The organism is Pectobacterium sp. PL64 (genome assembly GCF_022477975.1).
Classification (GTDB): domain Bacteria; phylum Pseudomonadota; class Gammaproteobacteria; order Enterobacterales; family Enterobacteriaceae; genus Pectobacterium; species Pectobacterium jejuense.
In genome coordinates this window covers 4,362,923-4,376,321 of record NZ_CP092070.1, presented here as the reverse complement: position 1 = coordinate 4,376,321, position 13,399 = coordinate 4,362,923, and the positions used below count along the sequence as shown (strand labels likewise).

General features: G+C 54.0%; 12 protein-coding genes. 2 read left to right on the top strand and 10 right to left on the bottom strand.

Annotation, left to right across the window (positions count from 1 at the left end):
• Positions 1 to 2 precede the first annotated feature (2 nt).
• Entirely contained in the window at positions 3 to 758 is a 756-nt protein-coding gene (dsbG, locus tag HP572_RS19690) for a thiol:disulfide interchange protein DsbG (protein ID WP_240584103.1), read from the bottom strand.
• Between the two features lie 266 nt (positions 759 to 1,024).
• Between dsbG and HP572_RS19685 the strand changes: the two genes are divergently transcribed.
• The gene (locus HP572_RS19685) at positions 1,025 to 1,648 is read left to right on the top strand and encodes a LysE family translocator (protein ID WP_240584102.1); all 624 of its coding nucleotides are present in this window, start codon (positions 1,025 to 1,027) and stop codon (positions 1,646 to 1,648) included.
• 43 nt (positions 1,649 to 1,691) lie between these two features.
• On the opposite strand, the gene HP572_RS19680 is transcribed toward HP572_RS19685, so the two are convergent.
• The 8 genes from HP572_RS19680 to HP572_RS19645 all read right to left on the bottom strand — a co-directional run bounded on the left by HP572_RS19680 (position 1,692) and on the right by HP572_RS19645 (position 10,485).
• The gene (locus tag HP572_RS19680) at positions 1,692 to 1,970 is read right to left on the bottom strand and encodes a substrate-binding domain-containing protein (RefSeq protein ID WP_240584101.1); all 279 of its coding nucleotides are present in this window, start codon (positions 1,968 to 1,970) and stop codon (positions 1,692 to 1,694) included.
• A gap of 323 nt (positions 1,971 to 2,293) precedes the next feature.
• Positions 2,294 to 2,731, bottom strand: a complete 438-nt coding sequence (locus HP572_RS19675) for an RICIN domain-containing protein (protein ID WP_205543697.1) — start codon at positions 2,729 to 2,731, stop codon at positions 2,294 to 2,296.
• A gap of 407 nt (positions 2,732 to 3,138) precedes the next feature.
• Positions 3,139 to 4,272: an alkylhydroperoxidase domain protein gene (locus HP572_RS19670; RefSeq protein WP_240584100.1), complete on the bottom strand. Its 1,134-nt coding sequence runs from the start codon at positions 4,270 to 4,272 to the stop codon at positions 3,139 to 3,141.
• Positions 4,269 to 5,303: a putative FMN-dependent luciferase-like monooxygenase gene (locus HP572_RS19665; protein ID WP_174870159.1), complete on the bottom strand. Its 1,035-nt coding sequence runs from the start codon at positions 5,301 to 5,303 to the stop codon at positions 4,269 to 4,271. The genes HP572_RS19670 and HP572_RS19665 overlap by 4 nt, the downstream gene beginning before the upstream one ends.
• Positions 5,304 to 5,333: 30 nt before the next feature.
• Complete coding sequence (locus HP572_RS19660; protein WP_240584099.1) at positions 5,334 to 7,022, bottom strand: ABC transporter ATP-binding protein; 1,689 nt, start codon at positions 7,020 to 7,022, stop codon at positions 5,334 to 5,336.
• The gene (locus HP572_RS19655; RefSeq protein WP_014913680.1) at positions 7,019 to 7,879 is read right to left on the bottom strand and encodes an ABC transporter permease; all 861 of its coding nucleotides are present in this window, start codon (positions 7,877 to 7,879) and stop codon (positions 7,019 to 7,021) included. Before HP572_RS19655 ends, HP572_RS19660 begins: the two co-directional genes overlap by 4 nt.
• On the bottom strand, positions 7,876 to 8,820 hold the full coding sequence (locus tag HP572_RS19650) for an ABC transporter permease (RefSeq protein WP_240584098.1): 945 nt from the start codon (positions 8,818 to 8,820) through the stop codon (positions 7,876 to 7,878). Before HP572_RS19650 ends, HP572_RS19655 begins: the two co-directional genes overlap by 4 nt.
• A 27-nt stretch (positions 8,821 to 8,847) precedes the next feature.
• Positions 8,848 to 10,485 (bottom strand): TIGR04028 family ABC transporter substrate-binding protein, encoded by a 1,638-nt coding sequence (locus HP572_RS19645; RefSeq protein WP_205551938.1) that lies wholly within the window; start codon positions 10,483 to 10,485, stop codon positions 8,848 to 8,850.
• A 319-nt stretch (positions 10,486 to 10,804) separates the two neighbouring features.
• On the opposite strand from HP572_RS19645, the gene HP572_RS19640 reads away from it, so the two are divergent.
• Positions 10,805 to 12,007 carry a serine hydrolase domain-containing protein gene (locus HP572_RS19640; protein WP_205551940.1) on the top strand — a complete coding sequence of 401 codons (1,203 nt, stop codon included), beginning with the start codon at positions 10,805 to 10,807 and terminating at the stop codon, positions 12,005 to 12,007.
• A gap of 117 nt (positions 12,008 to 12,124) precedes the next feature.
• Here the strand turns inward: HP572_RS19640 and ghrB are convergent, their stop codons facing one another.
• Positions 12,125 to 13,087, bottom strand: a complete 963-nt coding sequence (gene ghrB / locus HP572_RS19635; RefSeq protein WP_039483362.1) for a glyoxylate/hydroxypyruvate reductase GhrB — start codon at positions 13,085 to 13,087, stop codon at positions 12,125 to 12,127.
• Between the last annotated feature and the right edge of the window lie 312 nt (positions 13,088 to 13,399).

Below are 13,399 nucleotides of genomic sequence, written 5' to 3'. Positions count from 1 at the left end.
GTCTATTTCCCCATCATCTCCGCCAACTGCTGTGCATCCGGCAGCCCGACCACTTGCTGTAGCTCATTCTTATCATTCAGGTAATAGATGGCGGGCGTGACGTTTGCACCCAATTCATCCATTAGCCGCTGGTTATGCTGAATGTTATTCCAGATATCGCGTGATGAGTCCTTGGGGAATGGGGGCACCGTTTTACCGTTCGACAGTTCATATTCATGCCAGGCTTTGGCCGGATCGCTGGCCGCAAGAATCGCGGCGGCATAACGCCCGCTTTCTGGTTTGATGACGCCGACCAGTAGCGTTTGCAGTTGGACTTTTCCTGCTTTCACCCACGGCTGTGCCTGCTGCCAGAACTGTTTGCAGTACGGGCAGAACGGATCGGCAAAGACGATGATTTTACGCGGTGCATCCTTCGCCCCTTCGGTGATAAACGGTGCCTGCTGTAATTTCTGCCACATCTCCCGACCGGCAGGCACATACACTTCCTGCTGAATTAGCGCTTCACTCAGGTTGTTGCCGTGTTCGTCATACATATAGCCTGAAATGGCGTGCTTACCGTCCGGCGTTAAGTAAATGGTCACCCCTACGCCCTGATAGCTGCCCAGCCAGCCTTGCACGCCGCCGGGGGCAGTAAAGGGCTTGATGATCGTAATACCTTGTTTTTCGATGCTCTTCACCGCATCTGGCAGGGCATCTTGCGCCAGCGAAGACGCGGAAAGTGTCAGTAAAGCGAGTGTGAGTAAGAAGCGTTTTATCATGGTGTTGCGCCTGTATCGTGAGTCATTGCCTGCCGGATAGCGTAGCGGAAGGTAACCGATCGGGGGAGTTTATTTACGCTTTCTGAATTTGGGTCTGATGTGAGCTGTTGCTATGCGATCTGGCTGAAGAGAGGTGTTGGGTAGGGTCAGGCTCTGTCGTATATTACGTGGGGCTTAATTAGGATTGCCTGTCGGTTGTCTTGCACCATTCTTCTCACAGAGAAGGATGCTTTTTGTGGTTTTCCCTGCTGGAGTGATGAATTACCGTGACGTTGACCGAATCGCTGATTGCTTTTACGTTTGCCGCAACGCTGCTGACCCTGACACCGGGTTTGGACACGGCGTTGATTTTACGCACCGCTACCGTTGAAGGCAGTAAGAAAGCCTTCCATGCCGCGTTTGGTATTCAAGTGGGCTGCCTGATTTGGGGCGCGATGGTGGCGTTTGGTCTGGGAACGCTGATTGCGGCGTCGGAACTGGCCTATAACATCCTGAAATGGTGTGGTGCGGCGTATCTCTGCTGGCTGGGTTTGCAAATGATCCTGAAACCCAGAACCGAGCTGGTGATGGCGGTATCACAAAACGCACCGAAGCAGCAGAACTGGTTTCTCCGTGGAATGCTGGGTAACGTATTAAATCCAAAAATCGGCGTGTTCTACGTTTCATTCCTGCCACAGTTTATCCCTGCCGGCCATTCGGTCGTGCTGTGGACTTATCTGCTTGTTCTTATCCATGTCTTTATCGGCACGCTGTGGTCGTCCACGCTGATTGCCGCCACGCGCCCGCTGTCACGCTTTCTGCGTCGCGGTTCCGTAGTGAAGTGGATGGACCGAACGACAGGCGTTATCTTTCTGGCATTCGCCGCACGTCTGGTGTTGTCCCGGCGGTAAGGTGGCATTGGCATCGATATTATCGATAAATGCCTCTCATATCTCAGAGCCTGCCGAACAGTAGCGCAATGAGCGTCAGAATCTCTTTGCTGAGCGGCTGCCCTTTCTCTTCGGCTAACAGATAGAGCGGGGTGGTGCGCCTTTCCCCTTGCTGTAACGGCAGTATTTGTAATTCACCCCGCGTAATGTGTTCTACAATTCGTGCTTCCGGTAGCCAGCCGTAGCCTACCTGATGCAAAACGGCCTGCGTGGCTGCTTCAAATGTGGTGAATATCCAGCTTTCGGCGGAGGAAGGCTGTGTATGTGGCGTCGTGCGCGTCACAATCTCTGCGAGACAGCGCCTTGCTCGTTTTCAACTGCTTCGGCGTTTCATTACGCAGAATTTTAGTCAGATGGATACATTAAGATTTCATGGATAGAACTGACGGAAACAGACGTCAGCCTGATTCGTTATCGTAGAATTTTAGGGAGAGGAATGAATCAGACGATGGCGAAGCAGTGATAGAATAAGTGCATCGTGTTACTTTTAGATAATTTATTCATTATCAAGTCATGCTTATGAGCAGATTATAAAAACCAAAAACCATCTTATTTGAATAAGATGGTTTTTAAACTGATGTAGCGTGCTATATATGTCAGTTGATTTTATTCGCTAGCTAATGCAGAGATTCTATCAATAGGGACGAATTTCCATTGTTGAGCGATTGAACCATTAAATTCATATAGCTGAACACGTGTTCCTGCACCACCACGCGTATCGTCATCGATAACATAAGATTTATTCGCCTGGCTCAAAATAAATCCAGGTTTGCTTGCAAAATCCCATTTTTGAGTTGGTTCATTCTGATTGGTTACCTGTAAAACGATATCTGTACCGCTAGTAATAGCTTTGTTTTTAATTGCCAGCGCTAGATTTCCGTCACTCGCTGCCAGTGAAATTACCCCTGTGCTACTATTCAAATCCCATAGGATTTTATCGAGAGAAGAGTCTGCGCGGAGAAGAACGGCTTTGGCATCTTTCATCTGATCGGAGACACCTAATGCCAGTGTTTTATCTGCTGCATATTTCAAAATACCAATCATAGTAATTCCCTTGCTATTAATATTAGTCGATGGTTTCTGACTTGCTACATTTAGTCAGTGCTTAAACTGTAGTTGTCTTTATTTTTTCTTCCACTGGTTAAATTGAAAAAAATGAGTTAAGTAAAAGTTAATTGTTTTTATTTAATTTGTGGGCGGTGAATGTTTTTATTTTTTAAGGGTTTTTACGAAAAGTGATTAGACGGTAATGCTTGTTATATCTATCAATGATATATTTAATTATGCGAATACTAATTATAATTGCGTTAAATAAAATCGTGACGATACATTTTAATTAAAAGTAATTTAGTCTATTCCGTTATTGATGCTGCATGAATATCATCAGGATCAGAATTGACCCCGAATGGCACGGTCTGTTTCACTATCGTAGTAAACAGACCGCGTGAGTATTAATGCTCCGGCCAGAACGGTTCGCCTAGCGTGAGCATCAGTCGGTTGGCCCATGAGAAGAAGGCGGCGGACTGCACCACATCGACAATCTCTAGCGTATCCAATCCCTGTTCTTGCAGCTGTTTCAGGTCGTTTGCGTTGACCTGCGCGGGCGTAGCGGAAAGGCGTGCCGAGAAATCGATAATCGCCTGCCAGCGCGGGCTTTGGCCGATGCTCAAATCCCCGCCGGGGACGACGTCCAGCAGCCGTTGTACGTCGCTGTCCTGCTTGGAGAGCTGGCTGGCTTTACGCGCGTGCACTGAGGCGCAATAGATGCAGCCGTTGACCTTACTGGTGACGGCGGCAATCAGTTCGCGCTCTTTGCGCGGCAGGCCGCCAGCGGTATAGAAAATCCCTTTATCCGTCAGCGTGCGCTGTTCCAGCACCGGAAGGTTGCGGCCTAGCAAACGGAAATAGTCGGAATCGGTGTGGCCGAAGCGCGCCAGAATCTCCTGCTCATCCGCATTGAAAGCGGCCAGCGGTTTGGGCGCGATCCACGGTTCCCAGCCCAGTTCTGCCTGAGTAAACGCCTGCGGTGCAGACTTGCCGCTGTGCGTCTGCGGTTGGGTATGCCACTGGCCTGCAACAGCGGCTTGCGAATGCGGTTGGCCGACGCGATGACCAGCAATCAGGCGATAGCCGCGCAGCAATCGGCTTTGAAAATTCACAAATGCAATGAGCTGCGACAGCGTCACGATGTCGTCTACCGACCAGCCCGCCTGCTCCAGCGCGTTGACGTGTGACGCCGAAGCTTGCACAGGCGTTTTCGTCAGACGTTCGGCATGGTCCAACGCCAGCTGTAGCGTGGGTGTCAGTGCGGGCTCCGGGAAGTCCGTCAGTCGCTCGGCATAAAAATGCTGTAGCTGCTCGTCCTGCTGCCAGCCGCTGATTTTGGTCGCAAACCAGAAGCGCAGCGATAGCGGCAATGTCGCATCGTCTGCGGCGTTGGCGTTAAACAGCGCGTCGTAGCTGCCTTGGGTGTGGCGGGTTGCCGCATCACGGGTTTTTCTGGCGGCGGCGAGGGCGGAATCCGGGCTGATTTCGGCCAGCGCATCCAGTACGTCATGGGTGTGTAACGTGTTAGCGTGCGTCATGCAATCTCCTGCCCGATCGGGCTTTTCTGTTTGACGGCGGGCTTCCAGCCCAAAGCGGGGGCGACCTGAGTGGCTATCAGTTCGAGCGAACGCAGAATCAACTCATGCGGTGGATCGATGGAATGCACCTGGAATGTCACATCGGTTGCACGCTCCAGCGAACTGTCTGCTCGCAATGACGCGATGACATCCTGCGCGGTGCCAACGTGGCTATCGAAGGAGGCGATCAGCGCCTCTACCGAGTCGTGAGGGATCGGGCGGAATGTGCCGGAACGGGCGGCGGAACGATTAAGCCCTTTCTCTGCCAGACTCAGCGCAACTTGACGATCGTCAGCCACAAAAACGCTGCGCGAGCTGAGGATACGCGGTGCGACGCCAGCGGGCAGCGCGGCCAGATAGGCGTCAATCATCGGATTTTGCAGATCGGCGAGCGTGGCATCGGGGAAGTGTTCCGGGCGTGGCTGGGTGCGAGAGAGCATCAGGCCATCGCCTGCTTTACCGGCTCGCTCCGCGCCTTCGATAGAAAACGTGGCCTGCCAGACGCGCTTATCCAAATGCGGTGCGGCAGGGTAGAGCTGATTACCGTCTTCGCTTAATGCCTCTCCCCGCCACGCGGCGCGCAGTTTTTCCAGATAGCGCCCGAGGATCTGCCCGCGCTGCGCGCTGTCGTGACCGAACGCGGCAAATGAGGACGGCGTGCCGCCGGAGCCTACGCCGACTTCCAGCCTGCCGTTGCTGAGTAAATCGAGCACGGCGGTGTCTTCCGCCACGCGCAGCGGCTCTTCCATCGGCAGCGTAATCACGCCGGTGCCGAGTTGGATACGCTGAGTGCGGGCGGCGACCAGTGCCAGAAACACCAGTGGTGAAGGCAGCCCGCCTTCATCGGCGTGAAAGTGGTGCTGCGCGACCCAGGCGCTGTCGAATCCGAGTTGTTCAGCTTTGACGATCTGTTCCGTCGCCAGCCGATAGCGCTGCTGGGCGGATACGTCATCCAGCAATCGCGTGAAAAATCCCAGCCGTTTCGTTGTCATTCTACAGTCCTTGGTTTAGTGCGACTTTTTTCAAAGTGAATGTGTTTCAGAGTGAATGTGAGCGTGGAACGAGCGGGCAAAAGCCGGGTGTTGCTGCCCGGGGATGGCCTCGATGAGTTCACGGGTATAGCGATGTTCGGGTTGGGCGAAGATCTGCTCCACTGGGCCGGATTCAAGCTGCTTGCCGTGGTACAACACGGAGACGGTGTCGGCGATTTGGCGTACCACCGCTAAATCGTGCGAAATGAACAGGTATGTCAGCCCGAGTGATTCCTGTAGCTCGGCCAGCAAACGCAGAATCTGCGCCTGCACGGTGACGTCCAGTGCCGAAACGGCTTCGTCCAGCACCAGCACCTGCGGTTCCAGCACCAGCGCGCGGGCAATGGCGACACGCTGGCGCTGGCCACCGGACAGTTCACGCGGCTTTCGTGACAGCAGCGCGACCGGCAGGGCAACTCGCTCGAACATCTCATGAATTTTTTGCTCCCGCTGCGCGGCAGTATGGCGATTAAAATTGCGCAGCGGTTCCTCGACGATGTCGTATAAGCGCTGTGACGGATCGAGCGAGCTAAAAGGGTTTTGATAGACCAACTGGATTTTTTGCCGGAACTGACGCAGCGCTTCACCTTTCAGATGCGTGATATCGGTGCCGTCGATCAGAATGCGCCCCGCGCTAAGATGATGGAATCCGAGCAGGCTACGCGCCGTGGTGGTTTTACCGGAACCGGACTCGCCAACAATGGCGTGCGTTGTGCCGCGTGCCACGCTGAAAGAGACGTCATCCACGGCCCGAAAATGTTCCCCTTTACGGCCCGACAGAGGGAAGGTCTGCACTAGATTTTCAACCGAGACGATAATGTCAGGATCAGATGCATTGGCACGCTGTGGTCGCGGGGTGGCGTTAAGCGACGGAACATTCGCCAGCAGCGTGCGGGCATAATGGCTTGAGGGCGCGCTGAGCACCTCAAGCGTTGGGCCCTGTTCCTGAATGTAGCCGTTCTGGAACACCAGCAGTCGATCGGCGCGTTCGGCTGCCACCCCCAGATCGTGCGTGACGAACAGCACCGCCGTTCCATTTTCGCGCCGCAGTTCATCGAGCAGATCGAGAATACGTTTCTGCACCGTGACGTCCAGCGCGCTGGTGGGTTCATCGGCAATAATCAGCGCGGGTTTTAGCGCAATCGCAATCGCGATCAGGACGCGCTGTTTCATGCCGCCGGACAGCTCGTGCGGATACTGCTTCGCCCGTAGTTCCGGCTGGTTTAGCCCCACGCGTTCCAGCAGCGCTAGCGTTTTCTGGCGGGTCGTCTGGCGATCTTCCCGCTGATGGATACGCAAAATTTCGTCCACCTGCTCGCCGATGGTTTGCACTGGATTCAGGGAACTGGTGGGATCCTGTGGGATCAGACTGATCTGTGCACCGCGCACGCTATCCAATCGCTTCTGCGACCAGCCGCTGATATCCACGCCGTTTAGCCGAATAGCACCGCGCGTGAGCCTACCGTTCTCGGCGAGTAAACCGATGACGGCCTGCGCAGTGGTCGTCTTCCCTGAACCAGACTCCCCCACCAGCGCCACCACTTCGCCGGGCTGAATATGGAAAGAGACGCCTTCGACCACGGTCTGCTCGCGGTCATCGCTGCGGTAGGCAATCGTGACATTCTCCAGAGCTAGTACGGGCACGGCCGCGCTGGTTTGTAAGCTGGCTGACAGGCTCATCGTTCCGTTCTCCTGATCGACTGGCTGATACGATTAGCGGACAGCACAACGAGTACAACAATCAGGCCGGGGAAGGTGGTTAGCCACCAGGCCGTTGCGATGTAGTTGCGGCCTTCGGCGATCAGCAGCCCCCATTCTGGCGTGGGCGGCGGTGCGCCGTAGCCGAGGAAACTGAGTGTGGAAATAGCCAGAATTGCGCTGCCGAATTGCAGCGCGGCAAAGGCGAAAACGGTGGTCAGTGAGTTCGGCAGGATGTGTCGCCACAGCACGCTGAAAAAGGTGCCGCCGCTGCCATAGGCGGCTTCGACGTAGTCGCTGTGGCGCACGCGCAGCACTTCTGAACGCACCAGTCGGGTGAAGCTGGCGACGGAGGTGACGCCCACGGCAATCGCGGCGTTAACCGTGCCGAAACCCAACAGGATGATGACGCTCAGCGCCAGCAGCAGGCCGGGAATGGCCAGCAACACATCGATGCTGCGCATCACGACGCTATCCAGCCAGCCGCCAACTGCGCCCGCCAATAGGCCGAACAGGCTGCCGAGCACCAGACCCAGCCCGACGGCGATAACCGCGCCCGAAAGCGAGTGCACCGCGCCATAAACGATGCGCGCATAGAGATCGCGCCCCAGTTGGTCGGTGCCGAGCCAGTAGTCGGCGTCAGGTGCCAGCCGCTGTGCGCCTGCGATGCCTTCCGTCGGGCTATAGCCAGTAAACCAGCCGGGGAACAGCGCCCAAAGTGCGACGGTCAGCATGACCAGCCAGGCCAGTACCAGCCCCGGTTGAAAGGCGTAGCGCCGCAGAAGCGGTCGCTTGCGCAGAAGAGGAAACGTGATTTTTTCCAGCTGTACGGTAGTCATAGCGTGGCTCCTGGCGTGCTTTTCAGGCGCGGATCGAGAAGGGGATAGAGCAGGTCGACGGCCAAATTGACGACGACAAAGGCGGCGGCGGAAATCAGCACGATGGCCTGCAATACGCTGCTGTCTTGATAGTTCACGGCTTCCTGCGTCAACTGGCCTAGCCCGTTACGGCCAAATACGGTTTCGGTAATCAGCGCCCCCGCAATTAGTTCACCCAGCAGTAAACCAGCGATAGTCAGCGTGGGCAGCATCGCGTTACGGGCGATATGTCGCCAGAGCACGCCGCTGCGGCTGGCCCCTTTAGCGCGGGCGACGGCAACAAACGGCTGGGTTTGTACCTGATCGATGCTGCGCATCAGCACCTGAGCAAGCGGGGCGGAAATCGGCAGCGCCAGCGTGAGAACCGGCAGAATCAGCCCTTCCCATTCGCCGGGGTTAATCACCGGAATTAGCCCCAGACGGAAAGAGAAAATCTGAATCAGCACGATGCCCAGCCAGAAGGTCGGCACGGAAATAAACAGTGACGGCAGCGATTGCAGCGCGGTTCGCAGCCACTGGAACGGTGTCAGCGTTGATAAGAATGCGAGGGTAAACGCCAGCAGACCGGCAGCAATAAAACCCAGCACCGCGAGCAGCAGCGTAGGTGGCAGATTTGCAGCAATCAGCTCGGTGACTGGCACGCCCGCCTGAAGAGAGAGGCCGAGATCGCCACGCAGGATCTGGGCTATCGCATGAAAATATTGCGTGATTACCGGCGTATCGGCACCGTAGGACAACCGCAGCTGCGCGATCTGCTCGGCGCTCAGGCCGAGCTCTGGATTTTGGAACTTGATCAGTACCGCATCACCCGGCATCGCCTGAAGCAGGATAAAAGACAGAGTAAATGCCGCCCACAGGACGAGCAGTGCCTGACCGATGCGCAATGCCAGATATCGGTTCATGATGACCTCCTCCTTCTTTCTTCTGTGTTACTTATCCAGCCAGGTGTTGTAGAAGCTGGGACGACCAACGGCTTCAAACGCGATGCCTTTTGTGGTGGGGGCACCCGCAAACACCTGCGGTTCTTCAAAAATAGGAATGACGTAGGCCTGATCGATCAGGTAACTCTGCACCTCTCCAACCAGCGCCAGCCGCTTGCTGCGGTCAGTTTCCGCCGCGATGCCATCCAGTAGCGTATTCAGATGTGAATCTACAAAGGTGTTCACCTTGTCGCTGGAACCGCCTTTTTGCAGCAGGACGTTACGTACCGTCGGGTAATACTGGCTTTTCAGCACATCCGGGTCGGCACGGCCTACCATCGCGGGAGCCACGCCGGTTTTCAGCGGATCGAGGCTATCGACAGTCTTGCTGCCCGCATCGCCTGCCAGCACATTCAGCTTCACGCCGACTTTTGCCCACTGTTGAGAAACCAGCTGTAAGGTTTCTTTGTTCTGCGGCTGCGGCAGGGATTCATAAGCGGTCAGCTCCAGCGTTTTGCCGTCCTTTTGCCGTAATCCCTGTGAGCCGGTTTTCCAGCCTGCGTCATCTAACAGCTTGTTGGCCTGCGCGGGATCGAACGTGAGCTTGCTGGAGAGATCGACATAGCCTGCGGCGGTTTTAGCCAGCGGTGACGTGGCCTGCGGGTAGTTGTCAGAGAACAGCGTATCGATGATCTCTTTGGTGTTGGTGGCGTGCAGCAGCGCTTGGCGCACGCGGATATCGGCGACCAGCGGATTATCCGGGCGGAAAACCACGCTGTTATTGACGCCGCGCGTCGGCGGGGCATAAAGATTGAAGCCCTGACTTTGCACCCGCTTTTCATCGTAGGCCTGGATCTGACGAATGAAATCCGCCTGACCGGATACCAGCGCGCCAATACGCACGCTGTCTTCCGGGGTGACCAGATAGGTAATGCCGTCCAGATAGGCACGCCCCTGATGCTTCGATTTAACCGGTGCCCAGTTGTAATCCTTACGGGCGGTCAGTTTCAGCTCACGTCCCAGTTTCTCGCTGCTCACCACGAACGGGCCGGAGCCAATAATGTTTTTAGCATTGCCTAACTGATTGAAATTGCGCTCCAGCGTACTGAGAGAAACCAGACCGGAACCGATGGTTGCAGTACCTTGCAGGAAGCCTGGAGACGGCTTCTTAAAGTAAAACTTCACCGTGAGCGGATCGATGACTTCACTGCGCAGGTAGTTATTGATGACCTCAGAAACCGGCTGGTTGAGCGCCGTGTTCCCCAAGCCATAGGTATCGAAGTTTTTTGCTACCGCGTTGGCATCCAGCGGGGTGCCATCAGAGAAGCTGACGCCCGGACGAATCTTAAACGTGTATTCGGTGTTATCCGCGTTAATGGTCCAGGATTCTGCAATCCACGGCTCGACCTCCAGCGTTTCGGGGTTCTGATACGTCAGTTTATCGGTAATCTGGTTGAGAATGCCGCCGTTCGGGTAAAACCCGCCCGCGGGCGTATAGAGATTGGTGTGCGCCTGCTGCTCCAGATAAATCAGCGTGCCACCGATTTTCGGTGCATCGTTCGCCGCCTGTGCGCTTAACGCCCCACCCAGAAGGAGCAATGAGGCAAAAAGAGTGAGTTTCTGATGAGGATGCAAAAAAGTCGCCACGATGGTTTTCCCTACAGGTAATGGTTTTTATTAAATTTGTTTTTTATCAGGTGAATACGCGTATCGATTACGTCCTGAAACGGGGAATACAGCAGAAGACGTTAACCGCTCGTTACAGCCGATACTTCCATAGGAGGTAGGAAACAGCAAAGAACAATACCGGTATTGGTTATCCAGTTTTAGGTAGAAAGAAAGGGAATAACGCGAATAAATTGGGACAGAGTGAAGTGGGGGAAATATATTAATAGTGCTTTTTGAATGAACCTTTTAAGATCGAAAAAATTCAACGCCCGTATAGTCAATTTAAGATATTTTTATTATGCGTTTACGCTTTCGATTTACGCTGTGCATGGCAGCATTATTGATGCTTTCAGGGTGTGGTGCATTATCAAATATGTCTATTGATGAATCGGATGCCGATGTTCTGCGGCTTGCCTGCTATCAGGATTTAACTGCTGAGGTCGATCGTCTGGCCGTTCCTTTCCTTAAACAAAAAGCGATCCCGGGCTTGGTTGTTGGGGTATTAACTGCGGATGGAACGATGCGTAGTTGGGGATATGGCTTTACGGATAGCGATCACCGTTATCCCATTACGGGTGATACCCTGTTTGCCGTGGGATCGGTGAGTAAAGGGTTTATGGCGGAAACCACGGGCATTCTGGTAAAGCGAGGAATATTACGCTGGGAGGATACGCTTGAAGAACTCCTGCCTGCCCAGATTCTCTTAAGCGATAGCGCAAAAAAGATCACGTTACTACAGTTGGTTACCCACACTTCGGGCTTACCTCGCCAGATGATGGATATGCAGATGCTGGGGCTTTTTGCCGAGTATCTATTTACCGGGAATAACTTCTATACGCTATTGGATGACGATCGGGTATTGGATTATTTGGCTGACTTTACGGTACCGGCGAATCCAGAGCCGACTTATTCGAATCTTGGCTATGCCATTCTGGGGTATGTCCTACAGCTAAAAACTGGGGAGTCCATTGATCGGTTGGTTAATGAAACTATCATCGAACCTCTCAGACTGGAAAACACCAGTTTTACCCCACAAAAATTAACGCGTTTTCCCTACCGAGCGATTGGTCACGCTGGCGATCAGCCCAAATTTATTATGCGCGGTAAGCCGATACCTGACTGGCACTTTTCTTCCAATATGGTAGGCGCTGCCAGTTTGTACACCAGTGCCAATGACCTGTTGAAATTTGCCCGTGCACATATTTATCCGACGGGTTATTACGCGCTGGACGAAGCTATAAACGATTCAATGAAGACCTATTACAACCGCACCAAACAGGCTGCCAATATTGCCTGGATTACCGATGAGGTCGGCACGCAGCATATTACCTATCAGGTGGGATATATTGGCGGTTATTCAAGTTATATCGGGTTAGATCGCCAGAATCGTATTGCCGTGGTTGTTCTGCAAAACAGCTTCAATTGGGATAATAACCTCGGCCATACGCTTATCTCGCGTATTAGTCAGGCAATGCATTATCAGGGCGTGTGTAAGATTTAAAACATCGGTTTTCTACATAAGTTCCGACCCGCACGTCTCCAGAAACGCAGCAAACATCGTGACTGGAGCGTGAAGGGCGTTTTGCAAGCAAACGCTTATGTCATATACGACTTAAGGTTATTTCAAAACCTGCGGATTCACGCAGTTTTCTTTTACCTGACCGCTCAGGGCGGCAATCAGGTTGTCAACGGCGCAGGCGGCCATCCCGTAACGGGTTTCGTGCGTGGCAGAACCGATATGCGGCAGAGCCACCACGTTAGGTAAATCCAGCAGCGGAGAATCGACGGGCAGCGGCTCTTTGACAAAAACATCCAGACCTGCGGCCTGAATTGTCCCTTTCACCAAGGCTTCCGTCAGTGCTTCTTCATCCACAACGGCACCACGACCGATATTAATCAAAATGGCGCTGGGTTTCATTTTTGCCAGCTGTTCGCGGCCAATGAGATGGTGAGTTTCTGCCGTGAGCGGCAGCGTGATACAGAGGAAATCAGATTCGGCCAATAGCGTATCGAGATCGCAGTGGCGGGCATTAAAACGCTGTTCCGCTTCGGCGTGATGGCGGCGTGCGTTGTACAGAACCGGCATGCTGAAGCCAAAGTGGGCACGTTGTGCGACGGCCAGACCAATGCGGCCCATCCCCAGAATACCGATGGTTTTATGGTGAACGTCGGTGCCAAACCAGTCGCTGCCGACTCCTTCTTTCCATTCGCCTGCTTTGACACGCTCGGCCACTTCCACGACCCGGCGCGCGCTGGCGAGCATCAGTGCCAGCACCGTATCCGCCACCGTTTCCGTCAGCACGGTTGGGGTGTGCATGAGAATCACCCCTTTTTCATTCAACGCGTCGACGTTAAAGGTGTCATAACCGACTGAAATGGTGGAAGCCGCGCGTAAACGCGGTGCGTGTTGCAGGAAGTCTTTATCGACTTTTCCACCGGAACCAATGATGCCTTCGGCCGTTGCCAGAGCGGGGTGGTCGAGGGAGGGAAAGGCGTCAAGTTCAGTGACGGTGAAGTGTTGGTCTAAACGAGCGCGCAGGTCGTCAGCAATTTTTTTATACAGGATAACGCTAGGTTTCATCACAAACTCCAGCAGATTAAGGAAGTTAACGTAGAAATAGCTCATCGAATAATCGCGTAGCTGGCGAGAGACTGCAAGCGATACCGCCCCCGCATCTGCCCAAGGTTAACCGTGATTAATGGGGGATTTGCACGATTGGGATGATGAGCGATCGCAGACAGACGCGCCACCGCCGCATGTGGGGTGCTCTGCGAGCGGCGCGAGGTCTCTTTATTGCTATTTGATTAATATATTTCCTTTGTGATTGTTATCACTCATTTTCGAGTAAAGCATTACCGTGAAAAACCGATAACCCTATCTACGGGGATGTTT